The following is a 25962-nucleotide window of genomic DNA, read 5'->3' as shown; positions in this document are numbered from 1 at the left end:
CTGGGCCAGCTACCGCCGAGAGGGCGTTCACCTTGTCGTTCCCGGTCACGATCGTCACGCCCGCGGGAGGTCCCGCCGGGGCGCAACGGCCACTGGAACTTCTGGAAGATGCCCTGGTCCGCGCGGGTCTGGAGCTCGGGCGGTTCGGTGACGAAGGGCGCGGCACCGAGCGGCTGGGGATGCTGGCGCACGTGGCCCGGTCGAGCTCGGCTGTTCTCTACACGCTGAAGCTCACCGTCCACCGGTCCCACGACGGGCCCGAGGAACCCTCCGACGTGGCCGCCGTCCGGGCGGCCGCCGAGTTCGTGCAGGTCGTCCGCGCGCACAATGACCGCGTACCGATCCTGCTGTTCGGGGAGCAGTTGACGGCGCGACGGATTCCGCAGTCGGTGCTCTCGCGGATCGACGGTGTCGTCAACGCGTACGAGGACACTCCGGACTTCCTGGCTCGCAAGATCCAGCGGGAGGTCAGCCACTATCTCGGCCAGCTGGCGCCGCCCTTCTTCGCGGCGCTGATGCGCTACGCCAACGACGGCGCCTACTCCTGGCACTGTCCCGGGCACTCCGGCGGCACCGCGTTCCTGAAAAGCCCCGTCGGCACGCTCTTCCACGACTTCTTCGGCGAGAACCTGCTGCGTGCCGACGTGTGCAACGCCGTCGAGGAGCTGGGGCAGCTGCTCGATCACACCGGCCCCATCGCCGACAGCGAACGCCTCGCCGCCAGGACGTTCCGCGCCGACCACCTCTACTTCGTCACGAACGGCACCTCCACCTCCAACAAGATCGTGTGGAACTCGCTGGTCGGGCCGGGCGACATCGTCGCGGTGGACCGCAACTGCCACAAGTCGGTCCTGCACGCCATCATGCTGACCGGGGCCGTACCGATCTATCTGATGCCGACCCGCAACAAGGCCGGCATCATCGGACCCATCCCGCGCAGCGAATTCACCGCCGCCGCGTTGCAGGCGAAGATCGACGCAAGCCCGCTGATCGCCGACAAGAGCAGACGGATCCGCCTGCTGGCCCTGACCCAGTCCACCTACGACGGCATCATCTACCGCGCGGACGAGTTGCGGAGAAGCCTCGACGGCGTCGTCGACGCCCTGCACTTCGACGAGGCCTGGCTGCCGCACGCCGGTTTTCACGAGCTGTACGAAGGGATGCACGGCGTCGCCAACGACCGCGAGCGCACCGAGCGGACCGTGGTCTACTCCACCCAGTCCACCCACAAACTTCTCGCCGGCCTTTCCCAGGCGTCCCAGATCCTCGTCCAGGACACCGCCGGCGGCCACTTCGACAGCCGGGTCCTGGCCCAGGCGTACCGCATGCACACCTCGACCAGCCCGCAGTACGCCATCATCGCCAGCTGCGACGTGTCCGCCGAGATGATGGCCGGCAGACGCGGCCCGGCCCTCGTCGAGGAGAGCATCACCGAGGCGATGGAGTTCCGCCGCACCATCATCCGCGTCGGCCAGGAGCGCGAGGACTGGTGGTTCGACGTCTGGGGACCGGACACCCCGCCCCGGACCGGACTGCCCGACCGCGCCGAATGGGAGCTGACCGCCGACGCCGCATGGCACGGCTTCGACCGGGTCGACGACGGTTTCACCATGCTCGACCCGATCAAGGTCACTCTCACCATGCCGGGCCTCACCGTGCACGGCGAATTCAGCGAACCCGGCTCGCCGAGCATCCCGGGCGTGGTGCTGGCGCGCTACCTCGCCGAGCACGGCGTCGTGGTGGAGAAGACCGGCCTGTACTCGCTGCTCGTGCTCTTCACCATCGGTATCACCAAGGGCCGCTGGAACTCCCTGGTCGCCGAGCTGCACCGCTTCAAGAGCGCCTACGACGGCAACGCCGCGATCGAACGGCTCATGCCGGCCTTCGCCGCGGCCTATCCCGGGTACGCCGGGCTCGGGCTGCGCGACCTCTGCGATGCCCTGCATGCCACGTACCGCGACGCCGACCTCGCCGAACTGACCGCGGCGATCTACACCGAGCCCGTCGAGCAGGTGACGCTCCCGGGCGACGCGTGGACCGCCATGGCCGCCGGGCGGGTCGAACACGTGCCGGTGGAGGACCTGACCGGCCGTACGACGGCGGTGCTTCTCACCCCGTACCCGCCGGGGATTCCCCTGCTGGTCCCCGGCGAGCGGATCAACGCGACGATCGTGCGCTTCCTCCGGCACGAACAGGCCCTCGCCCAGCGGTGGCCCGGCTTCACCGGCATCACCCACGGCGTCGCCGACGAGGGCCCCGGCAATCAGCGTACGGTCGCCTGCCTGCTCGCCCCGTAGCCGGCCCGGCGTCAGGAGCGGGGGTGCAGCCGCCGCTCGAAGCCCGGCATGTCGATGTGCGGGTCGAGGCCGTCGCCGGAGGAGACCTGGGCGGCCATGCGCTGGGTGAGGCGGCGGGCCCCGGGCCGGCGGCGGCCGTTGGCGTCCGGCACCTCGGGCTGGCTGAGCAGCTCGGCCATGTCGCCCATCGAGCGGGCGATCTCCTCGAACGGGATGTACAGCGCGCGGTTCGCGGGCGAGCCGAGGTACTCGAAGGGCGGGGAACCGGCCATCGCCACGAACCGGACACCGAGCATGTCGAGGTTCCGGAAGGCGGCCGAGTCGAGCATGCAGACGACGTGCCGGACGTTCCAGCGGTGACCCGCGTTGATGAACGTACGGTAGAGCATGCTGCTGACGGTGAGGCCGTTGCGATCGGCGCGGTAGCGGGGGAGCACCGCGAGCGTCGCGTAGTCCCAGATCTTGCCGCCGTCGTGCATGCCGTGCGCCTCGACGATCTCGGACAGCGACACGCCGATCAGACCGGGCGCATCATCCAGCGTCTTGCCGCCGCCCTCGATGGCCCGTGCGGCGCCCGCCGGCAGCCCGGTCTCCCGGTCGAGCACCAGGAAGAAGTAGCTCTGCTCCTCGTACGGGGTGTACTCGGCGAGCATCGCGGCCTCGTCCAGCGCGAACGACTCCTCGAACACGATCCGCTCGACGGTCCGCGCGACGTCCGCCAGCGGGTCGTGCGAGGCGAGGGCGAGGGCGACGAAACGGTTCTCCGACGCGTGTTCCCTGAGCGCCTCCGCGCAGAGGTCACCGATGGTGGCGTCGTCGAGGGCATAGGTCATCTGGGGGGCTCCTAGCGGTGCCGGCGAGGGGGACGGGCTGCGCGCTTCAGGCATACCGGGCGAATCGAACTTATGAAGGATTAGGCATGAATCGGGCGACGTCAAGAAGGTAAAAATCACACCGGCGGCGGGCCGTCAGGCGCGGTGACGGAAGTGACTTGGCAGGCTTCAGCGGTATCCCCATGGCGTCGACGCGCGCCCACGCTCGTCCGGGTTGACCTGTGAGCGGAAGGGTGTCGCGGTGCAGGAACCGGTGCGGTGCGACATGGTGGCCGGTGACACGGCGCGCGCGCCGGGTCGGAGTGCACATGGACATCGTGGCGGCCGACCCCGACATCCGGCGTGAGCTGCGGGCCGCCGGCCTGACGCAGCTCCATCCGCCTGTACCTGCGTGCACCTGGCCGATGAGTTCCACCGCTACCGGTTCCTGCTGGCCGTGAGCGAGATGATGAGCAATGCGGTCTGTCACGGCGGGGGTAGCGGACGGCAGCGGATCTGGTGCACCGGCGGCGCCCTGCTGGCCCGGATCAGCGACCACGGGCGGGGCATCGCGGGCGGGACGGGCCCGACGGAGCCGCGGGCGGGTCCCGGAGCCGGCCGAGGATTGTGGCTCGCGCGCGAAGTGCGCGCCGGCGTACACGTCAGTACGAGCCCGGCCGGCACGAGCGTGCTGCTGCGCTACCTTCTCCCGCCGGGCTGAACGCACCTTGACCTGAAGTCCACTTCAGGTACGAGCATGGGTGCGTGACGGTGACGGATGACGTACGGCAAGCGCTGGACCGGCAGCGGACGATCGAGATCACCACGACGGGACGCCGGAGCGGGCAGCCGCGGCGGATCGAGACGTGGCGCTACCGCGCCGCGGGACGCTACTGGCTGACCGGAAGCCCGGGCTCCCGCGACTGGTACGCCAACCTGCTCGCCGAGCCGGCGTTCACGCTGCATCTGAACGGTATGGACGTTGCGGCACGAGCGCGCCCGGTGACCGATCCCGGCGAACGCGCACGCGTACTCGGTGAGATAGTGGCGGCCCTGAACGGCGCCGGGAGCCTGGGGAGCTGGCTCGACGGAAGCCCTCTGGTGGAAATCGAGCTTGGCTGACGAACCGTGCCGGCCGGTGCGGCATCCCCCGCCGGGGCCCGGGTCGGGAGGATGCCGCGAACCGCTCAGGCGTTCTGGCGCGTCTCGACCCGGTTGCCGTTGAGCGGCGCCACGTCGGTGCCGGGCGGGTTCGCGCGCAGGCCCGCGCGGATCGTCTCGAGCATCGCCGTGCCCTGTGCCGCGAGCGACGCCACCACGCTGTTCAGGCCTTCGGCGCCGTCCAGCACGGTGACGTTGGCGCCTTGCAGGCCCTGGGCGGCGGCTCGGAGCAGTTCCGGCAGCTGCTGGATCACCATCTGGTCCAGGGCGATCCGGTCCTGCGCGGCCGCTGCCTCGGCGGACAGTTTGGTGGCGTCGGCCTCCGCCTGGGCCAGGGTGCGGATCCGCGCGGCCTCTGCTTCAGCGGGGCGGACCACCTCGGCGATCAGTTCGGCCTGGCGTAGCTCGGCGTTCTTCTGGGCGACGAGCGACCGTTCGACCAGCACGTCCTGCTGGGCCCGGGCGGCGGCCAGGGGGCCGGCCTGGGCGGCGGTCTGCTGAGCCTGGTCGATCTCCGCCTGGTACTGGGCTCGGGCGATGGCCGTCTGCCGGGCGTACTCCGCCTGGAACCGGGCGCTTTCCTGTTGTGCCATCGCGCTCGCCTGATCGGCCGCCGCCTGGGCGATCGCCGCGTCCTGGTTGACCTTCGCCTGGTGCGGGGCGGCGAGCGCCTGGATGTAGCCGACGCCCTTGTCGTCGATGCTGCTGATCTGCAGGGAGTCGACGGCGAGGCCGATCCGCGCCATCTCGGTCTTGCTGGCGTCGACGATGGCGTCGGCGAGGGTCTGCTGCTCGCGGATGATCGCCTCGACGGTCATGCTGCCGATGATGCTGCGCAGGTGGCCGCTGAAGATCCGGCCGACCAGGGTGGGCATCTGCCGCTGGTCGCCCTGGAAGCGGCGCGCGGCGGCGGCGATGGACTCGTGGTCGTCGCCGACCTTGAACGCGATGACGGCCTGCACGGCGAGGGTCAGGCCCTGCTTGGTGTAGCAGTCCTCGATCACCTCGGCCTCCTGCATGGCGAGGGTGAGGCGGGTGGCCTTGGAGATGACGGGCGGGACGAAGACGCCGTGCCCAGTGACGATCTTGAACGGCAACGCGTCCGCCCCACGCTGCTTCCGACCGCTGATCAGAAGTGCTTCGTTGGGGGCGGGCACCCGATAACCGAACACGTTAGAGCCCTTCTAGGAAGCCTCGGGCGAAACCGTCCGCGGCACAGACGGCCATGGCTCCACGTCGACCTGACGTGCGCCACGGTTGTTGATGACGAGGACCTCCGTGCCGGCGGCCAGCGCGGTCGCGGCGTACCCGAGGTAGTAGTGCGCGATCCCTTCCACCACGACCCGGACCTCCCCGGGGAGGTCGCCGCCGCGGATCCCGATGCTCACGGTTCCCACCTTGCCGACCACCGTCTGCCTCGCCACGGCTGCATTGTGCGCCTCGGATGCCAGCGCTGGACAGCCGCCGTGCGGAGAAGTGATCAGTCAGCCTTCGGCGGTGCAGAACCCGGTGTTCTTGGGGATGCCGTACTCGGAGCAGGAGAACGAGCTGCCCTCGGCCTTCCTCTTCCAGGCCTTCGTGGTCGCGTCGTACTTGAACAGGACGAGGCCGTCGCCCTGCTGCTCGGGCGTGGGTGCGGTGAGCTCGGAGGTGGCCCAGCCCTGGGAGCAGCGGATGCTGGACGCCTTGATCCGCCAGCCGGCGTCGAGGTGGGCCGCTTCCTGCAGGGTGGGCGCCTTGACCGGGCAGCCGTCCGTGACCGCCGGGGACGACGACGGCGGACGGCTGGTTGCCTGGTTGTGGGTGGCGGGTGTCGTCGGGGTCGTCGTGCTGGTCCTGGGTGCGGCCGGCCTGCTCGGGGGTGTGGCCCGGTGGAGGGGATTCGCCGTGCTGGGCGCGGTGCTGAGGCTCGGGGCGGGCGCGGCGGGGGTCGCCGGGGGCTGCTGGCGATGCACCAGGGCGATCGGTACGCCGATGGCGAGCACCGCCGCGGCCAGGGCGGTGCCCGATACGACGGCGCGGCGGCGGGCGAGCCGGCGGGAGGTCCGCAGCGTCCGTTCGTACAGATCGCTGGTGCCGCCGTGCTCCGCGAGGTCGGCCATGGTCCGGCGAAGGTGATGCAGGTCGTCGTCGCTCATCGGGCTGCTCCCTTCGTCGCCGAGGATTCGAGCAGGTCAGGGGCGATGGTGCGCAGACGGGCCAGCGCCTTGCTGGTCTGGCTCTTGACGGTGCCGATCGAGCAGGACAGCAGGGTGGCCGCCTCGGCCTCGGTGCGGTCCTCGAAGTAACGAAGCACCAGGACGGCGCGTTGCCGGCGGGTCAGCCGGGCCAGCGCCTGATGCAGGCTGATCTGCAGGTCGACGCGGTCGCTGTGGTCGCCGGCGGGGTGCGGCGCGTCCTGCAGCTCGCCGGGCAGTGACTCGGCGAACCGCCGGCGGCGCCACCGGCTGATGTGCAGGTGGTACATCGCCGTGCGGGTGTACGCCTCGAAATGCCCCTCGTCGGCCAGCTTGCGCAGCGCCCGGTGCGTGCGGGCCAGCGCGTCCTGCACCAGGTCCTCCGCCAGGTGCCGATCGCCGGTGAGCAGGAACGCGGTGCGCAGCAGGGCCGGCGTACGCGTACGGACGAAGTCGCTGAAGTCAGCAGCAACCGCATCATCCACGCCTGGCCCGCCCCCAAGATCTTTTCATCGGCGGCACTGTACCGAAGCTCCGCACCCGCAGGGGTGGCCCGCCCGCCCGGGCGGGCCACCACGACGGATCAATCCTGGTGGGAACAGAGGCCGTACGTGGCGCAGTCGATCGAGCTGCCCTCGGCCTTCTTCTTCCAGGTGTGGGTGGCGGCGGTGTACTTGAACAGGATGACGCCGTCGCCCTGCTGTGCGGCGGTGGGGGCGAGGGGCTCGGCGGTGGCCCAGCCCTTCGCGCAGCGGATGCTGGACGCTTTGATCCGCCAGCCGTCGGACAGGTGCGCCGCCCGCTGCAGGGTGGTGGCGCTCACCGGGCAACCGTCGTCGCTCGGCGCGGAGTGCGCGCAGGCCCCCAGGGTCGCGGTCGCACCGGCCGGCACTCCGAGCGCCGCGCAGTCGAGTGAGCTGCCCTCGGCCTTCTTCTTCCAGGTGTGGGTGGCGGCGGTGTACTTGAACAGGATGACGCCGTCGCCCTGCTGTGCGGCGGTGGGGGCGAGGGGCTCGGCGGTGGCCCAGCCCTTCGCGCAGCGGATGCTGGACGCTTTGATCCGCCAGCCGTCGGACAGGTGCGCCGCCCGCTGCAGGGTCGTCGCGCTTACCGGGCAACCACTGGTTCCGGCGGTACGGGCACTGCCGCCGTTCCCGGCCGTACTGACGATGGGCGAGGTGCCGGTCTTCGGGGCAGGGCCGGCGGCGACGGACGCCGAGGGCGCCGGGGCTGCCTGGGGGGCAACGGCATCCTGGCCGTCGCACGCCGCCAGGCCGAACAGGGCGGCACCGGCGGCCACGGCGAACAAGTGAGCACGCAAACGCATCAGAGAACCTCTTCGTGAGTCAGGGAGAGTGCACATCCGGCGCTGGCTTCACCGGTATCCGCCAACGCTGTGCCGGTCGCCGCGCCCGCCGGCCGAGCGGACCCATGAGCGACCTGCACACCTGGGTACACGCCACCTCGGGGGCCGGGGTTGCCGCCACTTCCCAGAAATCTGGACCGAACAAAAAGCAACATTTGCAATCGCATATTGACTGGATCGACCAGCGAGCGTAATTTCCCGTTCAAAAGGTCGACCACCGTCAATGTCTGCCATGCCGGCACTGCGCAGACGGTCGTCAGGAGTGCATCCCCATGCGCAGAACTCGCTCCCGGCTCCTCGCCATCGGCGCGGCGCTGGCCATCGTCCTCGGCACGCTCTTCGGCATGCCGGGCCCGGCCTCCGCCGCCACGTCCCTGCCCTGTGACATCTACGGCGCGGCAGGTACGCCCTGCGTCGCCGCCCACAGCACCGTGCGTGCGTTGTTCGCCGCGTACGCCGGACCGCTCTATCAGCTCACCCGCGCCTCCGACCGCGCCACCCACGACGTCGGCCTGCTCGCCGCCGGCGGGTACGCCAACGCCGGTGACCACGACGCCTTCTGCAACGGCACCACGTGCGGCATCACGAAGATCTACGACCAGAGTGCCCGGCACAACGATCTGACCGTGTCGCCCGCCGGAACCGCCGGGCCGGCCGACTATCCCGCCGATGCGAGCGAGATCGCGATCACGGCCGGCGGCCACAAGGCGTACGGAATCTGGATCTCACCCCAGCACGGTTACCGTCACTACGTCGGTTCCGGGGTGGCCCAGAACGGCGCCCCCGAGGGCATGTACATGGTGGCCAGTGGAACGCACGTCGGCTCCGACTGCTGCTTCGACTACGGCAATGCCGAGGCGCAGGTCGCCGACACCGGCAACGGGCACATGGACGCCGTCAGCATCGCCACGACCTGCTACTTCCCGCCGTGCACCGGGTCCGGGCCGTGGGTGGAGGCGGACCTGGAGAACGGCATGTTCCAGGGCGCCAACGGCTCCAACACGGCGAACCTCGGCAACAACAGCACCTATGTCACGGCGCTTCTGAAGAACAACGGCCAGACGACGTACGCCCTCAAAGGCGGCAACTCGCAGTCCGGCGGCCTGAGCACCTGGTGGAACGGTGCCCTGCCCAACCGCGGGGGCTACATCCCGATGCACCAGGAAGGGTCGATCATCCTCGGCACGGGCGGTGACAACAGCAACCGCAACATGGGTACGTTCTTCGAAGGCGTGATGACCTCCGGTTACCCGACCGACGCCGCCGACAACGCCGTGCAGGCCAGCATCGTGTCCGTGGGCTACTCGGGACAGACCAACGTGCCCAACGGCCCGAAGGGGACGATCACCGGCCCCGGCGGCAAGTGCGTCGACGTCGCCGCCGACGACACCGGCCAGAATCTCGCCGCGGTGCAGTTGTGGGACTGCCAGTCGTACGCGTCGGACCAGCACTGGGCCCACTTCGCCGACACCACGCTGCGCACACTGGGCCGCTGCCTCGACATCAACGGCAACGGTACGGCCAACGGCACGCAGGTCGAGCTCTACGACTGCAACGGTGTCGGTGGCCAGAAGTGGGTGCAGCAGGCCGACGGCTCGCTGCGCAACCCGCAGTCCGGCCGGTGCCTCGACTCGCCCAGCGGCGCCACCGGCAACGGCACGCGGCTGCAGATCTGGGACTGCAACGGGTCGGCGGCCCAGAAGTTCGCCGTCAACGGCGGCGGCACGACGGTCGGCCCCGCCGGCAAGTGCGTGGACGTCGCCGCCGACGACACCGGCGGCAACGGTGCGGCCGTGCAGCTGTGGGACTGCCAGTCGTACGCGGTGGACCAGCACTGGTTCCACAACGCCAACGGCTCACTGCGTACGCTCGGCCGCTGCCTCGACATCAACGGCAACGGTACGGCCAACGGCACCCAGGTGGAGCTCTGGGACTGCAACGGTGTCGGCGGGCAGGTCTGGCAGCAGCAGGCCGACGGTTCCCTGCGCAACCCGCAGTCCGGGCGATGCCTCGACTCGCCCAACGGCGCCACCGGCAACGGCACCCGGTTGCAGATCTGGGACTGCAACGGCTCGGCGGCCCAGAAGTTCTCGCTGAGCTGACGAAGAGGGGGTACGGGCGCCGGGCCCGTACCCCCGGCTTCACCGGACTGGCACGAAGCGGGGATGGAAGGCGGCCGCTGTCTTCCTAAGGTCGATCCCATGAATTGGCGTCCTTTGCTTGCCGTCCCCGCCGTCTGCACCGCCGCGCTTCTCGCCCTCACCGCGTGCGGTCAGGACACCTCGTCGACTCCGCCGGCTGCCGGGGGGTCCACGGCCTCCTCGTCGGCTCCGGCGGCCGCGGGCGGGTCCACGGCCTCCCCGGCCCGCAAGGGATCGGCCCCCGCTGGGGTGAAGACCTCGCCGGCGAAGCCGACCGGAGGTGACCCGGGCGCGCCCACGTGCACGACTTCCGGCCTGAAGATCACGGTCGACGCTCCGGACGGAGGCGCCGGGCACAGCATCGCCGCGGTGCACTTCCGGAACACCGGTGCGACCTGCCGGATCAAGGGCTACCCGACCGTCGTGGGCCGTGCCGCGGACGGCACCGTGGCGCAGACCGCGCGGCAGACCCTGAGCGGCTACGCCGGTGGTGTGCGCGGCGAGATCTCGCCGTACCTGCTGCACGAGGGCGACACCGCGACGGCGCTGATCGAGACCCTCAACGCCAACGAGGACGGCACCGCCTGCGAGCCGGTGACCGAGCTGCGGGTCAGCCCGCCCAAGCAGACCGGCTCGGTGACCGTGCCCTGGTCCGGCGGCTGCGCCCGGTTCGAGGTGCACCCGGTGGTCCGCGGCCTCACCGGCCGGGAGTGACGACTGCGGCCGGATCCGAGTTCCGGCCGCAGCCGGTCGAGCGTCCGCCGGCGGCGGTGCCGACCGGCGGTCGTCAGATCAGCGGCAGGCCGACCAGCGCGCCGAGCGCGCGCAGCGAGGTGAGCAGCGCGGTTCCGGCGGTGGCGAGGGCGCCGGCGTCCCGCAGCCCGGCGACGAACCGCTGCAGATGCGAGGCCGCCGCGGCCTTGTCCGGCAGCGCCTTCTCGGCCTCGTCGAGCCGCGCCTCAGCCGCCTTGCGCTCCGCGCCGGTCAGGCGGAGCTCGTCCAGCGCCTCGCGGAGGCGGTTCAGCTCCACCGCCGTGCCACCGCCGATGGTCTGGTCCCGGCCCGCGACGTACTGGTCCCGGCCGGCGACGAACTGATTGCCCGAGCCGGTATTGACCGGTCCGTTGACGTTGCCGAACGTGTTCATGCGCCGCCCCTCCGTTCCTCACGTTTGCGGGCCGCCTTGGACATGCCGCTGCCGATGCCCGCCAGGATGCCGCCGAGCAGGAACGCGCCGGCGCCGACCGGCAGGATGGGCACCCCCGGCACCAGCTCGGCCGCCATCGGGTTCTGTCCCACCGGATCGTCGATCGAGGAGCCGAACGCGATCATGAAGAAGTAACCGACCAGCGCGAATCCGCCGAGCGCGAGCAGCATGCCGACGATCATCAGGAAGCGGCCGAAGCCCTTGCCCTGGAACATCTCGTCCGAGGCGTCGTAGTCGTTGGTGTGCGTGATCCGGTCGCCGATGTGCAGGTCGCGCCCGGCCACGTGCTGATCGCGCCCGGCCACGTACTGGTTGCCCGAGCCGGTGTTCACCGGTCCGTGCACGTCGCCGAACCGTGTGGGCTGTGGCTGCTGCGGCGCCGGTGTGTCGTACCGGAGCCGGACGTGGCCCAATTGCACGGTGTCACCGGGGAACAGCGGCCGGGCCTGGTCCCGCAGCCGGTCGTCGTTCACCCACGTGCCGTTGGTCGAGCCGAGATCCCGGAGCACGACCCGATCGCCGTGCCGGGTCACCAGGATGTGCCTGCGGCTGACCGAGCCGTCGGTGACGAGGCCGGCCGGACTGTCCCGGCCCACGGTGGTGTCGCCGAACGGGATGTCCCACGCCGCGTGCGTCGTCGGCCCGTCGATCACGACCAGCCGATGCGGTGCGCCCCACCTCGGGTCCATGCCTTAGAGTGCGCGCCCACCAGGCAGGAGGAACGCATCTGTCGACAACCTGACCAGGGCGGACCGATCGCGCGCGACATGCGAGCGCTACTGGTCGCCGCTCGCCCAGCGGCACGTGCTCGCCGCCGGGCAGTCAGCACTTCTCGGGCGGCTCTTCGACTGAACGAGCGATCATGGCGTGGCGCCGGCTCGCGTGAGTTCCGCCGGGATGTACAGGCCTTGACGCTGGGCGCGCATCGTGGCCAAGGTCCTCGAGGAGGCGTCCAGTTTCACCAGGATGTGCTCGATCTCGGCGACGATCGTACGGATCGGGACGTGCAGGGTCGCCGCGATGTGCGCCCGGGAGCCGCCCGCGATCAGCAGGCCGAGGATCTGCAAATCGCGCGTCGTCAGCCCGTGCAACGGCGGTGGTGGCGACAGCAGCACCACCATCTGCAGGCGGCTCGCGGGCTGCGGTGGACAGGAGAACGCGGTGACCCGCAGCAGCGGTGGGTCCTGCCCGCTCGCGTCGTCGTGCCGGCACAGGAACGCGGTCCGGACCTGCCCGTCGGCCACCCGCGCGGCCGCGGCGGCCAGTACGGGCTCACCGCGCGCCAGCAAGGCATGACCGCGTAGACCGGGCAGCGCGGTGGCGCCGCCGTCCTGGCTGACGACCACGCCGGCGACCGCATCTGTCACCACCGAGGCGAGGACGTCGAAGGTGCGCAGCGGATCCACCGCATCGGCGATCAGCGGCATGACCATGTGCAGCAGGGCGCAGGTGGCCTCGCTGGCCGGCCGGGGATCCGCGGTGTTGATGGTGAACAGGCCGAGGAAGCGACCGTCTGTGGTGTACAGGCCGCTGCCGAGGCCTTCGCGAAAGCCGGCCGGATACAGGTACTCGGCCCACAGGGGCAGCTCGTCCGGGATCGGCGCCAGGTCGCTGACCCGCAGCGGCCGGTGACTTCCGTGCAGGTCCACCTGCTCCAGGTCGCTGACCAGGGCCGGACTGTCCAGATACCCGCGCGCCGCGTCGAAACCCAGGCGAACCAGCGGCACATGCCGGCGGTGTTCGGCGTCGAACAGGGTGATGAACGCGCCGTCGAAGGGAGCGATGCGTTTCAATGGTTCCAGCAGTGCCTGGGCCCGGTCGGCGATGCTGCCCGGGATGGTCGCTATGCCGGCGATCTCAGCCGCCACCTGCGGCGCGCAGGCAGGCAGCCCAACCATGTCTCACCATCCAGACGACATCGGCGGCGGTGGGTGCTACTCATTTTTGCACCTTCCGGTCGGAGTAACCTAATGAGGCCTGATTGACACCCGGTTGTGGACTCGGCTGACCATCGGACAGGACCAGGCCATGAACGCACATCGCCCCTCGCCCGCGGAGCTGGCCGCCGACATCATGGCGCTCGGGGCCCGGCCGGCACCTCTCGTGGCACGCGCCAGGACGCTCCTGCAGATCCTGCAGCCGCTGGTCCGTTTCGATGCGGCTCACCTGGACCTGCTCGACCCGGAACGCCAGACCGTGCCGTCGCTGGCCCGCTACGGCTACCCGGCCCAGGTCGAGCGTTATCTCGACACCCCTGCGCGGATCCACGACCTGGAACTGGCCGGGATCCTCCAGCGATATCGGCCCCAGCAGTTGCACGAGCTTCCGGTGCCGCCCGACGAGATATCCGCCTGGGTCGAGTACCTGCGACCGGCCGGCTTCGGCAACGGCATCGGCGTCCCGTTGGTGACCCCGGACGGCCGCTACCTCGGCCTCTTCTCCGCCCACACCGAAGAGACCGCACCTCTCGGCGACGACGCCTGCGGCGTTCTCGCCGGGCTCGCCCCGCTGATCGCCCGCGCCGTCGACCCGTTACGCACCCTGACCGCCCTGGCCTCGCTGGTCACCGATGCGGTCGCCGGCGTCATCATCACCCGCGCCGGCAACACCGCTCCACTGCCCGGCCTGCCCGGCCACCCGCTGCTGGCCCCGGGCTCGCCGGTCGTCCGTGAGGCGGTCGACTGCCTGGAGTCCCGCGACATCCATGCCACGTTCGTGACCACGGCCGGCCGTTCCGGCGGCTATCTCAAGGCCACCGTCCTGGCCAGCCCGGAACAGCCCCTCGGACATCTCGGCGGGGTCGTGCTCCTCTCGCCCCCCGGCGACCTGCACGGCCTCACCCACCGGGAGCTGACGATCCTCGGCATGCTGCTCGCCGGCTGGCCCCAGCAGCGCATCGCCGCCCGCCTGCACCTACCGGCCTTCGCGCTGCTCACGGTGCTCGAGCGGATCCGCGTCAAGTTCCGCGCCCGCACCCGGGACACCGCCGTCATGCGCGCGGCCGGCATGGGCCTGTTCCTGCCGCCGCGTCTCACCCGACGACAACCGAGGTGAGCCCTGCGCCTCGGCTGCCGCCGCCCGGCCGACGGCCAGGGCGATCGCCATGATGCTGAGCTGGGGATTCACCTCCGGACAGCCGGGCAGTGCGGACGCGTCGGCCACCCATACCCCGCGTACGCCGCGCAGCCGTCCGTCCGGGTCCACCGGCGCCCGCTGGGGGTCGGCGCCCATCCGCACGCTGCCCGTCGGGTGGAACGCCGCAAGGTGCAGCTGCCGGGCATCGGCTGTGGAGACCGCGTCGCGCAGCTCGGCGAGGCTGTACGCGTACGGGCGGTGGCCGAGTCCGGTGAGGACCACGCCGGCGCCGGCGGCGAACAGCAGCTCCCCGATGGCCACGATGGCGAGCCGCAGCCGGTCGGCGTCGCCGTCAGCCAGCCGGTAGCGCACCAGCCGGGCCCCGACCCGGCCGCCGGGCCGGTCGGCGATCATCGCCCCCACGGTCGCCAGCCGGTCCGCGGAGGCGAGCTCGGCGTGCAGCTCCCTTCCGATGCCGGGTGGCACGAACGACATCAGCCCCGGGGGACCGGCGGTGGCCTCGATGAGGACGCCGTCGTCGTGCAGCTGCTCGACGCCGACGCTCTGCAGGACGCCCCGCCAGGCGGTCACCGGCTCGCTGAAACGGCCGGCCACACTGACGGCGGGGTGCACGGCGAGCCCGCGGCCGACTCCGGGATGGCCGTGCAGCCCCGACCTGGCCAGCAATCGGGGTGTCTCCACCGCCCCTGCCGCCGCCACGACGAGCGGTGCGGCGATCAGCCGTGCGCCGAAGCGCACCCCGACGGCGCGCCCGCGGGCCGTGACGATCCGCTCCACCCGGGCGCCGGTCACCACGACCGCACCGGCGGCGCACGCCTGTGGCAGGGCATTGAGGTGTACGCCGTTCTTGGCGTTGCGCGGGCAGCCGACGACGCACTGGCAGGAGCCGGCACACCCGGGGGCGTTGCGGCGCATCGGCGCAGCCTTCCAGCCCAGCGCTGCGGCGCCGGCCAGCACCAGCTCGCCGTTGCGGCCCAGCCCGTTCAGCGGCTGGGGTGCCACCCGCAGCGTGTCCTCGACCTCGTCCAGCAACGGCGCGAACCGTGCCGGGTCGGCCAGCGAGACGCCGTGCACATCGCGCCAGCGCCGCAGAACCCGTTGCGGTGTGCGGTAACAGGTGCCCGAGTTGACGAGCGTCGTGCCGCCGACGCCGCGCCCCTGCGGCAGGAGCACCGGCGGGTTGCCGAGCGCGAAGGTCGCGCCGCCGTCGCGATAGAGGTCCACGAAACGGTCGGCCGGCGGCCGCTCGCGGAACTCGGCCGCGGTGAACCGCCGGCCCTCCTCCAGGACGACCACCGACAGTCCCGCCCGCGCCAGCTCACGGGCCGCCATCGCGCCACCGGCCCCGGAGCCGATCACGACGGCGTCCGCACGGCTGCGCCGGGGCCAATCGCCGACGGCCACGCAGGTGAGCGCCGGTTCGGGGGCCGGTGGGGAGGCCGGTGCCGGGGCCGTACGCTCGGGGTGCCCCGCCGCCGCGGCCAGCAGCAGCGGCATCTTCACCGCATCGAGCAGCGCCCGGCCAGCGGGCCGGCCGCTGACAACGGTGAGGACGGCCTCCCGGGTGGACGGGTCGAGCCGGGCGAGCGACTCGCCGCTCAGCATCCGGGCGGCCAGGTCCAGCCCGCCACCGGCGACGCCGAGCCCGAGCCGTACGGGCCGGGGGAAGGCGGCCGCCAGCCGGGTCAGCTGGCTGGCGATCCGGCGACCCTCGTCGGCGTCGGTCCCGAGCAGGGCAGCGGCCAGGGCGCCGAGGCGGTCAGTCACGCTCGCCCACCTCCGCGTGTGCGGTCCCGGTCAGCTTCCAGCGCCGTTCCTCGTGCCAGCCGCGGCGGTGGCGCCGTTCCAGCAGGACGACGGCGTCGGCCACCTCGCAGTTGTGGCAGACCGCCGGAGCCCCGTCCGGGTCGGCGTACGGCACGGCGACGGTGCGCTCGGGCGGCATGGTCACGGCTACGGAGATCCGGTGGTTGCCGCCGCGTCCGGTGACCGTCCAGTGCGGCCGTCCCAGGCGGGCGCGGAAACGCAGCGCCGCCAGCAATGGATCGCCGGCCGGGTACTCGGCGCCGCCGACGCGCAGCCGGACGAACGGCAGGGCGGGCAGCCGGTTGAGTCCCGGCCGGGTGGAGACGGCCGCCACCACCTCGCACACGTCGCCGTCGCCGAGGTCGGCGTGCAGCCAGGCCCACCGGCGGGCGTTGCCGTGGCCGTAGATGCGGGCGACGTTCCCCGGTGCGTCGGCGAGAGCCAGCTCCCGCTCTCCTACCTGGATCGTCCCGGTGAACCGTCCCGTCGGCACGGGGAGGATCTGGGCGGCCGGCAGCAGCTCGCGGTGCCAGGCCCAGCGGGGGAAGGTGAACATCGGTGCGCCGGCGCCGGTGACCCGCAGCCGCCAGCTCAGGTCACCGGCCGCGCCGGCCAGCTCCTGCGCGGTGACCGTGATTCCGCCGGCGTCGAACCCGGTGCCCGGGCGCTCGGCGGGCCAGGGGACCGGGCCGAAGCGTTCCCAGACCGGTGCGGCGTCACTCGGGAAGACCGCGGCCCATCCGTGTGCCCGAGCGGGGGAGCCGTCGGCCGGGGCCACGAGCTCGTGGTGCAGCCAGACGCCGGTGCCGGTCTTCGGGTCGGTGACGGTCGCGTACCAGACCTCGAGCCGCCCGGGCTGACCCCGCCACCGGGACGGCAGCAGGTCGTCCGGCCGGGGGAGCGGCGCGCCCCGGGTGCCCGGCGCCGCCGGCCAGGGCCGTCGTCCGCGGCTCAGCCGCATGCTGGACAGGAACGGCAGGAGATCACGGCGAAGGTCGAACACCAGCCGGGCGTCGCCCACGACGGTCCCGTCGGCGTCCAGCAGCCGGGCGGTCAGCCTGGTCATGCTCATCAGCGGATGGCGTACGGTCACCGCCTTGCCGCCGTCGAGCCGCAGCCGCCTTCCGTCGAGCGCGGTGAAGGCGAGCCGGTAGCCGATCCGGCCGGCCCGCAACGGAGCGATCTCCATGCTGCCGGTCGCCGCGGGATCGTCGGCGAACCCGGTTATCCGTACCCGGCCGGTCGCCCCGGCCCGCAGGTCGACGAGGGGGTGCAGGGCGCCCGGTGCGGTGAAGCGCAGGCTCAGCGTGATGGGCCGCTCAGCGGTCTCCCCGCTCAGCCGTACCGCCCCGGTCATCACTTCTCGCATCGTCGTGAACACCGTCGCCTCCCAGCATGAGTCGTTCGGTGACGAGGTAGTAGGCGTCGGCGGCGGCGTGTGCCGCTGCCGGGTCTCCGGATCGGACGGCCTCCACCAGCGGGGTGATCCGCCGCGCGGCAGCGGCGGCATCGGCGAACGGGCCGGCGAAGAGTTCCCGTACGTCGTCGTAGGCCCGCAGCAGAGAGTTGACCAGCAGCTCGTACACCCGGTTGCCGGAGGCTGCGGCGAGAGCGCGATGAACCTCGGCCTCGGCCCGCTGAGCCGGGCCCGGACCCGGCGCGGCGGCGATCGCGTCGCGGAGCCGGGCCAGCCGCTCGCGGTCCGCCTCGCCCGCGTGCTCGGCGGCGTGGGTCGCGATCAGCGAGCCGATCTCACGGCGCACGGCGAACACCTCGGTCAGCCAGCTCGGCCCGTCCAGCGACACCAGGAAGGGCAGCAGATCGGGGCCCGCGGTACGCCGGAAGTCGCGGACGCGGGTGCCGATCCCGTGGCGGGTCTCCAGCAGGCCCGCCTCCACGAGACGGACCAGGGCGTGCTTGAGCGACGTACGGGTCACCCCGTAGCCCGCGGCCAACTCCCGTTCGGGCGGGAGCAGGCTGCCGGCGGCGTACCGCTGGGCGAGCACGTCGGCGCGCAGCCGCTCGACCAGTTCGTCGACGACGGAGCTGCGCGCAATGGGCGAGTGGATCGGTGGATCAGCCACTCGACCACAGTGTCAGAGACGTGCATGCTCGTCAATGGGTGGCCGCGATCTCCCGGGCGCGCTACCGGGCGGCGACGAACAGGCTCTGGGCCGCCCGGCCGAGGCTGCCCGATTCGTCGTGCAGGGCGCTGTCCGCGAGCCCGATGCCGTCGGCCTCGATGACGGTACGCGCGTCCAGGCAGACCCACTCGCCGGCCGGGTAGCGGTGCAGATGCACGTCCAGGTCGGTATTGACGAACAGGTGGGTCCGGAAGTCCAGCACATTGCTGACGCCGTTACCCGAGTCGGCGGCGACCAGGACGCGCGTCAGCGGGCTCGGCGTCTCACCGTCCACCAGCGGCACCCGCATCCGCATCCAGCACGTCGCCGGCCCCGGCTCGAGGAACGATCCCGCCGCGAACCGGGTCTCCATCGCCGTGTGGTAGCCCTCGTCGTAGGGCACCGGGAAGAACGGCCGATCCGGTGCGGATTCCGGGCCGGGCGGCGGTGCGGCGCCGGGCACGCCGGGCGCGGCCCGCTCGGCGGTGCGGATGAGCACCGCCGTGGCGCGCATCGCTGCCGGCCCGCCGTCCGGGGTCAGCTCCGCCTCGACCACCTCCACGCTGCGACCTGCACGCACCACCCGTGTGCTGATCGTCAGCGGTCCGATGGGTACGGGCCGGGCGATGTCGAAGGTGAGCCGGGCGACCCGGGCGTCGGCGCGCGCACCCGGCCGGCGCTCGACGGCCCGGCCGATCAGCGCGGCGGGCGGGCCGGCGTGCTGGGAAGCGGCATCCCACGGTCCACGGGTGAGCGGCGTTGCCTCGAACCGATCCTCGGCCACCTGGCGATAGAACGACACGCCGCGATCCTACCCACCGGTAACCTCACGGACGTCGACGATGTCGGCCTTGAAGCGGATGCGCCGGTGACGCGCCAGGTGGAATCCGGCGGCACCGGCCGCGACGAGGAACGCACCCGGGTAGGGATCGTCAGTACCACGTACGCGGGGGATCCGCTGCGGTGCGCCCAGTTCAGCCTGGACGGCCCGTTGTTGCGGACGCCGATGGTCGCCTCCTCCTCTCGCCGGCGCGCCCGTGCACCGCTTCGCCGAGCGCGACCAGGTCGGTGCGGTGCTTGCCGGCAGCGGTGACCCTCAGCCTTGCGGTGTTGTTCTGCGGATGGAAATCGGCCTGCGGCGGTCCTACGACGACCGGCTCGGGGTGCCAGCTGACGTCCTTCAGCGCGAGCTTAGGTCCGCTGCCGCGGATCGGCGAGGCGATGCCCGGCGGCCAGGCCATGCTGGAACGCCATGTCCGTCTCGTGGAGGCGTCCCGGCTTGAGGTCGTCCTCGAGGGTGCAGACCCTCGCGACGCCGCCCGCGGTTCCGGCAATCGCTGAACCGTTCCGGCGTCTGGAACGCGTAATCGGTGCTGCCGGCGAGTGAGACTCCGTGCACCACCGTGGTGCCGCTGTTGGCGAGCCGGAGCTTGGCCACCTACGACTTGCCCGATTGCACGTCGCCGGGGCTCATGCTCGCGCCGAGCTCGACCGGCTCGGCGATGGTGACCGTGCTGGTGGCGCTGACCGGTGCGACCCGGTCCGCGAAGAACGTCGCGGTGATGCCGCCCACCGTGCCGGCCGCGGCATCCAGTCCCGGTGGGCACACTGGAACTGCACCTCGGGGTCGCCGGTGCAGCTGCTCGACCCCTCCGCCTCGAAGAGGCTGACGCCGGGCAGGCCGGTGAGCCGGTGGATGAGCCGGGGATTCGTGAGCGACGCCACGCGGTCGGCCTTGATGCGCAGATGCGAGTCCCGGCCGTGGCCGGCCGGCAGCGCCAGGTCGGGGAAGCGGACGCTGACCACGGCAACCGTCGGCGCGGGCGGAGGCCGGCGTGGCCACCCCGAGAACGGCCGCGACGGCGAGACCGGAGCTCGTGCCTCAGAAGACCTTGGCGAGATCTCGTGCCTGGGCGTGAGCCAGCCGGCGACCCTCCTCGGCGTCGGCGGTGGCGAGGTTGGGGCGGAAGTGGATGGTGCGGATGTCGTCGACACCCGCCCAGCGCAGCCAGTCCTCGAGGTAGGGCGCCTGGAAGTCGGAGCCGAAGCCGGGGCCACGGCCCGGACCGTAGACGGCGCTGGTGTAGATGACGGCGGCCCGCTTGCCCTTCAGGAGTCCGGTGTATCCCGCGGTGGGGTCGAAGCCGAACACCATGCCGGGCTGGCTGACGACGTCGATGAATTGCTTGAGGATGTACGGGATCCCGGCGTTCCACATCGGCACGCTGAACAGGTAACGGTCGGCGGCGTCGAAGCGGCGGAACGTCTCGATGGCGGCGTTCCACGCGCCGGCGGCCGTGCCCTGCGGTTGTTCGCCGGCGAAGACGGCCATCTTGGCGGCTGCGGCGTCGGGCCCGAACGCGGGCAGCGTGCCGTCCCACAGGTCGTACTCCTCGATCGTCAGGCCGGGGTCCGTGTCGCGCGCGGTGCCGAGGAACGTGGTGGCGATGGCGAGCGATTCGGAGCGCGGCCCGCGGGGCGACGCGGAGATGTGCAGCAGCTTGGTCATGGCGGGTTCTCCTTCGATTCCATATGCGTGCGCACGCACATTCTTACTCCGATGCGTGCGCACGCACAAGAATGGCGTAGGATCACGTGATGAGCGACACCGATGTGGCCGCCTGGGCGGCGTTGCTGCGCGTGCACACCGCCTTGGTCCCGCGGCTCGACCGGGAGCTGCAGGCCACCTGTGGGCTGCCGTTGACCTGGTACGACGTCCTGCTGGAGCTCAACTCGGCGCCCGGTCGCCGGCTCAGCATGGGGGAGCTGGGGGAGCGGGCGGTGGTGAGCCGCACCCGGGTCAGCCGCGTCGTCGACCAGCTCGTGGCGGCCGGCCTGGTCGCGCGCGAGGCGAACCCGGACGACCGGCGATCCGCCTTCGCGGCGATCACCGATCCCGGCCGTGCCCGCCTCCGCGCGGCTGCCCCCGTGTATCTGGAGGGCATCCATCGCCACTTCACGTCGCGCATGACGGCCCGGGAGTCCGCCACTGTCGCCCGCGCGCTGGAGAAGGTGCTGGCGAACCCGCCCGGATGACTTCGCCTCGGCGGTGGCGTCAGGCGGCTTGCACCGTCTCGCCGTCGTACTGCCGCCAGGTGCTGGCACCTGACCGCTTGGCCTCGTACATCGCCAGATCGGCGCGGTGCAGGAGTCCGTTGACGGTGTCGGTCCCGGGCAGACTGATCGCGATGCCGATGCTGGCTTGCGGCTGCATCGGAACGCCGGCCACCAGCACGGGGTTCCGCATCTCGGACAGGATGCGTTCGGCGACGGCGTGAGCCTTCTCCTCGGTGCCCGGGCCGCCGAGGGCGATCGCGAATTCGTCGCCACCCAGCCGGCTCACCGTGTCCGAGCCGAGCACGCAGCGGCGCAGCAGCGCGGCGTACGCGGACAGCAGCTCGTCGCCGGCCTCGTGCCCCAGGGTGTCGTTGATCTGTTTGAAGCCGTTCATGTCGATGAGCAGGACGGCGACCGGGTGGCCGGAGCGCTGCGAACGGGCCAGGGCGAGGCCGAGCTCGTCGCGCAGCCGGGCCCGGTTCGCCAGGCCGGTCATGGAGTCGCTGGTGGCCAGGGCGTGGTTCTCGCGCAGCGCGACGACCTGCCGCAGCACCACCAGCCCGGTGATCATCATGGAGCCCAGAACGAGACCGCCCCAGGGGTACAGCGGCTGCCGTACGGCTACCAGGATCATGATGAGGTAGCTGACGCCCACCGCGGCGTACGGCATGGCGGCGACCGACGGGGACCGTCCCTGTCCGGTCGCGACCACCCGGTGCCGGCCGGCGGTGTGGCACTGCTCGACCGCCGCCAGCGCCATCAGCAGGTACGCGGTCAGCCAGCAGATGAACTGCCAATACTGATAGTGCTGGACCGCGTGCGCGCTGCGGGAGTAGCCGAGGTAGGCGTCCCCGACGATGAACAGGCCCATCGCGGTGGCCAGCATCGTCAGCGGGCGCCGGAGGGTTGCGGACGCGCCCCGGAGAAGGACGACAGCCGCGCCGAAGGCCAGCGCGAGATCGCCCACCGGGTAGGCCACGGCGACCAGGGTCACGTGTGCGGGCACCCCGCGGGCGGCCAGCGCCGGCCCGAGCGTGAACTGCCACATCACGACAAATCCGCCGGCCAGCACGGTGGCGACGTCCATCAGCAGCTTGCGGCCCTGCCGGGCGGTCCGTGCCCGCAGCGGGAACAACAGGAGCCCGGCCAGCATCACCGGGACGAAGGCCAGCCGGACGGCATCGCCGACGGAGGGGAAGCGGGTGCCGGACACCTGAAAGCCGACCGTTGCGGCCCCCAGCATGGCGAAGCTCACCGCGGTGAGGCCCCATGCGGCGCGGGTACGCCGGTCCAAGCCCGATCGCGTGGCCGCGCACCCCGCGAGCACGGCCGCCAGGACGGTGTAACCGAGCAGGAACGGACCCACGATCAGCTCCGGAGGTGTCCCGCCGTCACGCCCGATGATCACGCGCACCACCGGTACCAGGTACACCAGGCACAGTCCGCCGGCCACCAGGCGCCACGGGTTCCCGCGCACACCGGAGACGGTGCGGATCACTGCCTTGATCATGCCGGTGTTCCTCCGGGAGCTCGCGACGACGGCCGGGTCCAGCGGGACTTGCTGAATCAGCGATCGGACGGGCGGCGAGCCACCTGAGGAAAGCGTGCGCACGGCAACGGCCCCGCCCCTGACGGGACGGGGCCGCGGCGCGGTCCTTCAGCGCACCCGGGCCGTGCCCCACAGCGCCGGTTGCGCGAATCGGGTCAGGCCTGCCCAGTCGTACGAGACGGGCTTGGCCGCCTGGTCGCTGTCCGTGTCGTTGTTCGCCAGGTCGAGGCCGAAGGAGGAGCCGGTACGGGGCACGCCCCCGATCGCGGACCACGGGACGGTCAGCTCAACGGTGTAGCCGGTGCTCGTGCGGCTGACCTGGGACGTGGCGCCGGCGTTCCAGCTCCGGTCCCAGCCGGCCGCCGACCCCCGCTCGTCGGTCAGGGCGTTGGTCGCGCTGACCAGCAGGTGGTAGTCGTCCGGGTCCACCAGGGCGGGCCGGGTGGTGTTGCGGTCGATCATGAGTTCGATGCCGTCGCCGTTCCAGACCTCACCGTCGCGCCCGGCCCCGGAGGGGAGCACGGCTGCGTCCGTGACCGTGGCGGTGAGGTGCAGATTCCGGTCGTCGCGGGACAGCCGGGCGGTCATGGTGTTGTCGGCGCCCTTGAGCGTGATCGCGGAGCCGGCCCTCGTCAGGTCGTACGTGAGTGCCGGGGCCGGAGCCGATCCGCCGATCAGGGCGGCCAGCTTGGCGCGGGCGGTGTCGATCGCGGCGGCGGCCGGGGCGGCCGCGTGCGTCGACGGGTAGAGGGTGCCCGCCACGGACCGTGCCTCGGCGGCGTGGCCCGCCTTGTCCGCCAGCCTCAGGTATTCGTAGTCCTGGTATCCGTTGCGGATCATCTTCATCCGCAGTGACTCCAGTGGGATCGGCGTGGTGCCGCCGATCCGGGACGTCGTACCCGGGTAGAACAGCGTGCCGTCGCCGTTGCCGCCGAAGCCCCACTGGTCGGTCCAGGCCGTGGCCAGCTGCTGGGTCGTGGAGTAGTACAGTTCCCCGCTCGCCCGGTAGCGGTAGGCGAGCCAGCCCATCGCCCGGTTCTGGGCCGCCTGGGTGTCGATCGTGTAGTCGAGCCACGGCTGCGCGAACTTGGCGTCCCTCTCGTTCGCCCCGCCGCACCCGGACACGTCGCAGGAGGTGTAGAGCCACATCTCCTTGCCGGGCTTCGCCGTGAAGGCGCGGTAGGCGGCCGGCTGGTCGCCGGAACTCTCGTCGAGGTGATCGACCACGGGGGTGATCACGTCCGTGATCGCGTGCTGGGGGTCGTACCGGTCGGCGTCCGCGAGGTCGGCGGTCATCACGTTGGGCAGCCCGGGCCAGGTCCTCTTGTATCCGGTGACGGCGTTCCGGCAGGCGCTCCACTTGGCCGCCCGGTCGCCCGGCTCGTCGCAGTTGTGCGCGTCGTAGGTCACCGCCCGGCCGGCGAAGCTGCCGGCTTCCGCGACCGTCTTCCAGTCCGGCAGGTGCCGGGTGTCGACGGCGACGGTGGTCAGCCGGGCGCCCGGCAGCTGGGTGTTCGCCGTGCCCTTGATCAGGGGCAGCAGGTACGTGTCGAAGGCGGCCCGCTGCGCGCCTGCGGTCGGTGGCTGGAACTGCGCGTTGGCGATCGTCATCCGGTCGTCGAGCGCCAGCCGGGCGAAGTCCGCGTTCGTGCGCCAGGCACGCTGCAGGTTCGCCGCGCTGGACCAGGCGTCGCACGAGCCGTAGAGCGCGTCGCAGCCGGCGGACCAGCCGATGCTCCACAGCGACCGCAGGGACGAGGTGGACGGCAGGGTGAAACCGCGGACGTCGAGGTGGATCGGCACCTCGGCCCGGCCCCGGCTGCCGGTGACCGTCAGCGAACCGTCGTACCCGCCGGCGGCCTGGTCGCGGGGAACGAGCACGTCGGCGAAGACCACCCGGTTCTGCCCGCGCGGGACGTCGACCGGGAAGGCGTTGCGGCGCTGGCCGTAGAGCCGGTCGACCGCGGGGATCAGCGCATCCGGCCAGGCCCCGACGGCCCGGCCGCCGGCGGACGCCTGCCGGGTCGTGAGGTAGTCCTCCCGGTACAGCGTGACGTTCGCGTTCGGGATGGTGCCGCCCGTGCCGGTCAGCGGCCGGCCCGGGGCGACCGTCACGCGCTCCTGGCCGCCGGCGAGGACGACCTGGAACGAGACGAACTCGTTGCGAGCGCCGGCCAGCGTGGCCGTACGCGTGCCGGCCACGCTCGTGGCGTTGCGCATGACCTTCTGGGTCGCCGGCACCACGGTGTATCCGGCGTCGGAGGCGGGCGGCGGCGCCGCAGTGGTCGCGGTGGGGGCCGGTGTCTGCGGCACCGTCGCGCCGGGGGCGACACTGGCGTAGCCCGCCCGCTGGTCGCCGATCCGCAGGGCGTCGTAGACCATGCTGCGGTGGCTGGTGTCGGACGGTTTCGGCCGGCCGTCCCAGTCCCACTTGTAGATGCCGAACTTGAAGTACGGCGAGTGGGCGCTGTCGTCGTGTGTCCGGCCGGTGCGGCTGACCACCCGGTCCCCGTCGCGCCATACTTCGAGGACTCCGGAGGTGTCCGTACGCCAGGCGACATGGAACACCCAGTCGGTCCAGCCGCCGGTCCGGTACGCCCCGAGGTCGATCATCTCACCCCGGAAGTCGATCTTCCAGTGCCCGTTGTTGGTCAGCAGCGCGAGCGGCGGGGAGCCGTTGTTGCTCTGCTGGTGCCACTGACTGACGATCTCGGAGGACCGGTCGGGCGACCAGTCCGTCGCCAGCGCGATGCTGAAGCCGTACCAGCGTTCCAGCCCCGCGGCCTGCTGATCGGGCTGGCTGAGCTCGCTGCGCGTACTGCTCGAGACGTCGGGGTCGCCGCGGTCCAGGGTGAACTGGGCGGCGTGCTCGCCGTCGCGGGCGGGTCCGGTGACGACTTTGAGCGATTTGTCGCAGCAGTACTGCTTGTGCCAGCCGGTCGGTGGCAGCGTGCGGTCGGCGGCGTTCTCCCAGTCGAGGGTGGTCAGGAGCCCGGGACGCCCGGTACCGGTGGCGGCCGGCTCGTGCGTGCCGGCCAGGGCGATCGGCACGCCTGCCGCCACCATGGCGCCGGCCACGATGCCGGTCACCAGAAGTCCTGCCCGGGTTCGTCCGGGCGTACGCGAAGTCACGGTGTGGTCCTTCCAGGGGATTGAGGGGCGTCAACATG

Annotated in this window: 24 protein-coding genes; 6 read left to right on the top strand and 18 right to left on the bottom strand. The window is 71.8% G+C overall.

Annotated elements, in window-relative coordinates:
- Positions 1-32 precede the first annotated feature (32 nt).
- Positions 33-2297, top strand: a complete 2265-nt coding sequence (locus ACIBO8_RS31085; RefSeq protein WP_396118943.1) for an Orn/Lys/Arg decarboxylase N-terminal domain-containing protein — start codon at positions 33-35, stop codon at positions 2295-2297.
- An 11-nt stretch (positions 2298-2308) separates the two neighbouring features.
- Here the strand turns inward: ACIBO8_RS31085 and ACIBO8_RS31080 are convergent, their stop codons facing one another.
- The gene (locus tag ACIBO8_RS31080) at positions 2309-3130 is read right to left on the bottom strand and encodes a hypothetical protein (protein WP_396118942.1); all 822 of its coding nucleotides are present in this window, start codon (positions 3128-3130) and stop codon (positions 2309-2311) included.
- 391 nt (positions 3131-3521) lie between these two features.
- Here ACIBO8_RS31080 and ACIBO8_RS31075 point away from each other — a divergent pair, with 391 nt between their 5' ends.
- Both ACIBO8_RS31075 and ACIBO8_RS31070 read left to right on the top strand, forming a co-directional pair.
- Positions 3522-3830 carry an ATP-binding protein gene (locus ACIBO8_RS31075; protein ID WP_396118941.1) on the top strand — a complete coding sequence of 103 codons (309 nt, stop codon included), beginning with the start codon at positions 3522-3524 and terminating at the stop codon, positions 3828-3830.
- A gap of 44 nt (positions 3831-3874) precedes the next feature.
- Entirely contained in the window at positions 3875-4231 is a 357-nt protein-coding gene (locus ACIBO8_RS31070; RefSeq protein ID WP_396118940.1) for a nitroreductase family deazaflavin-dependent oxidoreductase, read from the top strand.
- Positions 4232-4296: 65 nt separating this feature from the next.
- Here ACIBO8_RS31070 and ACIBO8_RS31065 read toward each other — a convergent pair whose 3' ends face one another.
- The 5 genes from ACIBO8_RS31065 to ACIBO8_RS31045 all read right to left on the bottom strand — a co-directional run bounded on the left by ACIBO8_RS31065 (position 4297) and on the right by ACIBO8_RS31045 (position 7774).
- Positions 4297-5427, bottom strand: coding sequence for an SPFH domain-containing protein (locus ACIBO8_RS31065; protein WP_396118939.1), 1131 nt, complete (start codon positions 5425-5427; stop codon positions 4297-4299).
- Positions 5428-5454: 27 nt separating this feature from the next.
- Positions 5455-5694 (bottom strand): hypothetical protein, encoded by a 240-nt coding sequence (locus tag ACIBO8_RS31060; protein WP_396118938.1) that lies wholly within the window; start codon positions 5692-5694, stop codon positions 5455-5457.
- A gap of 60 nt (positions 5695-5754) precedes the next feature.
- A complete protein-coding gene (locus ACIBO8_RS31055) occupies positions 5755-6408 on the bottom strand; it encodes a hypothetical protein (RefSeq protein ID WP_396118936.1) in 654 nt (217 codons plus the stop codon).
- Positions 6405-6932, bottom strand: a complete 528-nt coding sequence (locus tag ACIBO8_RS31050; protein WP_396118935.1) for a SigE family RNA polymerase sigma factor — start codon at positions 6930-6932, stop codon at positions 6405-6407. Before ACIBO8_RS31050 ends, ACIBO8_RS31055 begins: the two co-directional genes overlap by 4 nt.
- Before the next feature lie 98 nt (positions 6933-7030).
- Positions 7031-7774, bottom strand: coding sequence for a hypothetical protein (locus ACIBO8_RS31045; RefSeq protein ID WP_396118934.1), 744 nt, complete (start codon positions 7772-7774; stop codon positions 7031-7033).
- Positions 7775-8085: 311 nt separating this feature from the next.
- Between ACIBO8_RS31045 and ACIBO8_RS31040 the strand changes: the two genes are divergently transcribed.
- Both ACIBO8_RS31040 and ACIBO8_RS31035 read left to right on the top strand, forming a co-directional pair.
- Positions 8086-9915, top strand: coding sequence for an arabinofuranosidase catalytic domain-containing protein (locus ACIBO8_RS31040; RefSeq protein ID WP_396118933.1), 1830 nt, complete (start codon positions 8086-8088; stop codon positions 9913-9915).
- Between the two features lie 99 nt (positions 9916-10014).
- Positions 10015-10668: a DUF4232 domain-containing protein gene (locus tag ACIBO8_RS31035; RefSeq protein WP_396118932.1), complete on the top strand. Its 654-nt coding sequence runs from the start codon at positions 10015-10017 to the stop codon at positions 10666-10668.
- 73 nt (positions 10669-10741) lie between these two features.
- Here ACIBO8_RS31035 and ACIBO8_RS31030 read toward each other — a convergent pair whose 3' ends face one another.
- From ACIBO8_RS31030 to ACIBO8_RS30985, 10 genes are all read right to left on the bottom strand, one after another.
- Complete coding sequence (locus ACIBO8_RS31030) at positions 10742-11101, bottom strand: hypothetical protein (protein ID WP_396118931.1); 360 nt, start codon at positions 11099-11101, stop codon at positions 10742-10744.
- Positions 11098-11850, bottom strand: coding sequence for an FHA domain-containing protein (locus ACIBO8_RS31025; RefSeq protein WP_396118930.1), 753 nt, complete (start codon positions 11848-11850; stop codon positions 11098-11100). The genes ACIBO8_RS31030 and ACIBO8_RS31025 overlap by 4 nt, the downstream gene beginning before the upstream one ends.
- Before the next feature lie 171 nt (positions 11851-12021).
- Positions 12022-13059 (bottom strand): response regulator transcription factor, encoded by a 1038-nt coding sequence (locus ACIBO8_RS31020; RefSeq protein WP_396118929.1) that lies wholly within the window; start codon positions 13057-13059, stop codon positions 12022-12024.
- Positions 13060-14074: 1015 nt separating this feature from the next.
- Positions 14075-16024 (bottom strand): GMC family oxidoreductase N-terminal domain-containing protein, encoded by a 1950-nt coding sequence (locus ACIBO8_RS31015; protein WP_396118928.1) that lies wholly within the window; start codon positions 16022-16024, stop codon positions 14075-14077.
- Complete coding sequence (locus tag ACIBO8_RS31010; protein ID WP_396118927.1) at positions 16017-17432, bottom strand: hypothetical protein; 1416 nt, start codon at positions 17430-17432, stop codon at positions 16017-16019. Before ACIBO8_RS31010 ends, ACIBO8_RS31015 begins: the two co-directional genes overlap by 8 nt.
- Positions 17383-18147: a FadR/GntR family transcriptional regulator gene (locus tag ACIBO8_RS31005; protein ID WP_396118926.1), complete on the bottom strand. Its 765-nt coding sequence runs from the start codon at positions 18145-18147 to the stop codon at positions 17383-17385. The genes ACIBO8_RS31010 and ACIBO8_RS31005 overlap by 50 nt, the downstream gene beginning before the upstream one ends.
- A 61-nt stretch (positions 18148-18208) precedes the next feature.
- Positions 18209-18988 (bottom strand): thioesterase family protein, encoded by a 780-nt coding sequence (locus tag ACIBO8_RS31000; protein ID WP_396118925.1) that lies wholly within the window; start codon positions 18986-18988, stop codon positions 18209-18211.
- A 172-nt stretch (positions 18989-19160) separates the two neighbouring features.
- Positions 19161-19427 (bottom strand): hypothetical protein, encoded by a 267-nt coding sequence (locus ACIBO8_RS30995; RefSeq protein ID WP_396118924.1) that lies wholly within the window; start codon positions 19425-19427, stop codon positions 19161-19163.
- Between the two features lie 197 nt (positions 19428-19624).
- Complete coding sequence (locus ACIBO8_RS30990) at positions 19625-19795, bottom strand: hypothetical protein (protein WP_396118923.1); 171 nt, start codon at positions 19793-19795, stop codon at positions 19625-19627.
- 273 nt (positions 19796-20068) lie between these two features.
- Entirely contained in the window at positions 20069-20695 is a 627-nt protein-coding gene (locus ACIBO8_RS30985; protein WP_396118922.1) for an FMN-dependent NADH-azoreductase, read from the bottom strand.
- A gap of 89 nt (positions 20696-20784) precedes the next feature.
- Here ACIBO8_RS30985 and ACIBO8_RS30980 point away from each other — a divergent pair, with 89 nt between their 5' ends.
- The gene (locus tag ACIBO8_RS30980; protein WP_396118921.1) at positions 20785-21222 is read left to right on the top strand and encodes a MarR family winged helix-turn-helix transcriptional regulator; all 438 of its coding nucleotides are present in this window, start codon (positions 20785-20787) and stop codon (positions 21220-21222) included.
- Positions 21223-21241: 19 nt separating this feature from the next.
- On the opposite strand, the gene ACIBO8_RS30975 is transcribed toward ACIBO8_RS30980, so the two are convergent.
- Both ACIBO8_RS30975 and ACIBO8_RS30970 read right to left on the bottom strand, forming a co-directional pair.
- Positions 21242-22753 carry a diguanylate cyclase domain-containing protein gene (locus ACIBO8_RS30975; protein WP_396118920.1) on the bottom strand — a complete coding sequence of 504 codons (1512 nt, stop codon included), beginning with the start codon at positions 22751-22753 and terminating at the stop codon, positions 21242-21244.
- 147 nt (positions 22754-22900) lie between these two features.
- Positions 22901-25882 (bottom strand): heparin lyase I family protein, encoded by a 2982-nt coding sequence (locus ACIBO8_RS30970; RefSeq protein WP_396118918.1) that lies wholly within the window; start codon positions 25880-25882, stop codon positions 22901-22903.
- Positions 25883-25962: the final 80 nt, after the last annotated feature.

Source organism: Actinoplanes sp. NPDC049681, from assembly GCF_044465265.1.
Taxonomy (GTDB): domain Bacteria; phylum Actinomycetota; class Actinomycetes; order Mycobacteriales; family Micromonosporaceae; genus Actinoplanes.
This window is presented reverse-complemented; position numbering and strand designations above follow the sequence as displayed.

What these genes read in the sequence shown, in the direction of transcription:
- ACIBO8_RS31080 (WP_396118942.1), bottom strand. Translation starts at nt 3,130, where the DNA reads ATGACCTATGCCCTCGACGACGCCACCATCGGTGACCTCTGCGCGGAG.
- ACIBO8_RS31055 (WP_396118936.1), bottom strand. Translation starts at nt 6,408, where the DNA reads ATGAGCGACGACGACCTGCATCACCTTCGCCGGACCATGGCCGACCTC.
- ACIBO8_RS31045 (WP_396118934.1), bottom strand. Translation starts at nt 7,774, where the DNA reads ATGCGTTTGCGTGCTCACTTGTTCGCCGTGGCCGCCGGTGCCGCCCTG.
- ACIBO8_RS31040 (WP_396118933.1), top strand. Translation starts at nt 8,086, where the DNA reads ATGCGCAGAACTCGCTCCCGGCTCCTCGCCATCGGCGCGGCGCTGGCC.
- ACIBO8_RS31035 (WP_396118932.1), top strand. Translation starts at nt 10,015, where the DNA reads ATGAATTGGCGTCCTTTGCTTGCCGTCCCCGCCGTCTGCACCGCCGCG.
- ACIBO8_RS31030 (WP_396118931.1), bottom strand. Translation starts at nt 11,101, where the DNA reads ATGAACACGTTCGGCAACGTCAACGGACCGGTCAATACCGGCTCGGGC.
- ACIBO8_RS31025 (WP_396118930.1), bottom strand. Translation starts at nt 11,850, where the DNA reads ATGGACCCGAGGTGGGGCGCACCGCATCGGCTGGTCGTGATCGACGGG.
- ACIBO8_RS31020 (WP_396118929.1), bottom strand. Translation starts at nt 13,059, where the DNA reads ATGGTTGGGCTGCCTGCCTGCGCGCCGCAGGTGGCGGCTGAGATCGCC.
- ACIBO8_RS31010 (WP_396118927.1), bottom strand. Translation starts at nt 17,432, where the DNA reads ATGCGAGAAGTGATGACCGGGGCGGTACGGCTGAGCGGGGAGACCGCT.
- ACIBO8_RS30995 (WP_396118924.1), bottom strand. Translation starts at nt 19,427, where the DNA reads ATGGCCTGGCCGCCGGGCATCGCCTCGCCGATCCGCGGCAGCGGACCT.
- ACIBO8_RS30985 (WP_396118922.1), bottom strand. Translation starts at nt 20,695, where the DNA reads ATGACCAAGCTGCTGCACATCTCCGCGTCGCCCCGCGGGCCGCGCTCC.
- ACIBO8_RS30980 (WP_396118921.1), top strand. Translation starts at nt 20,785, where the DNA reads ATGAGCGACACCGATGTGGCCGCCTGGGCGGCGTTGCTGCGCGTGCAC.
- ACIBO8_RS30975 (WP_396118920.1), bottom strand. Translation starts at nt 22,753, where the DNA reads ATGATCAAGGCAGTGATCCGCACCGTCTCCGGTGTGCGCGGGAACCCG.